This is a genomic window from Vibrio sp. 03_296, assembly GCF_002265885.1.
This window is the reverse complement of the sequence record NZ_NPKW01001307.1, coordinates 1-740: the sequence shown is the minus strand read 5'-3', so window position 1 is coordinate 740 and position 740 is coordinate 1. Positions and strand designations below refer to the sequence as shown.

General features: G+C 42.8%; 2 pseudogenes. Both read left to right on the top strand.

The features are described from left to right. Positions 1–23: 23 nt before the first annotated feature. A pseudogene (locus CIK04_RS31715) lies at positions 24–396 on the top strand (hypothetical protein). A gap of 120 nt (positions 397–516) precedes the next feature. Next, a pseudogene (locus CIK04_RS31710) lies at positions 517–740 on the top strand (IS5/IS1182 family transposase); the annotation flags it as partial.

Genomic DNA, 740 nt, shown 5'->3' with positions numbered 1-740 from the left:
CTGGTACGAAAACATCACACCTTATGGAGATGGAGACCTACCCATTACTTACCCCTGCGCAAGAAAAAGAGCTGCGCGAGTGGGCGAAAACTCGCCGCAAAATTCTGAGCTATGAAGTACATCAGCACGCTTGGTTAAAAGTGAATGTCGACGGTTTTTCTTCCACATTGCATCTAAAACCCAATGGTACGTTGGTGGAAAAAGATCTCTTCAGCGAAAAAGCCCTTCAGGGGCTTTGGAAAGTCATAGACGGTTTTTGTTATCAAGTGATCAGTGGCGAGTTATGTCGAGTATCAAATCGTAGGAAACAAAGAGCAGAACATTCACTGCGGCATTGAATACATTAATGGCAAAGTCAGCACATACAGCAAATTTGCCCAAATCATGAGTGCGTAAACAATCCCTTCCTAAGAAAAAAGGGAGATGTGGCCATCTCCCTTCAGACTGCTGACAAAGGTCTAGCTTTCGAGCTAGACCTTTGATCTAATAGGGGTATCGAAATATGGATACTCCGATATGCTTCAAGAACCCACCCCGCAACAATACGAACTGGAAATGGTGACGATGGAACAGTTAGTTCCTAAAGACCATTTAGTGCGCAAAATCGATAATGCTATCGACTTTGAATTCATTCGTGATGAAGTCGCTCATCTTTATTGTAAAGATAATGGGCGTCCACCTGTTGACCCTGTTCGTCTCTTCAAAATCATCTTGCTTGGTTATATCTTTGGTATAAAAAG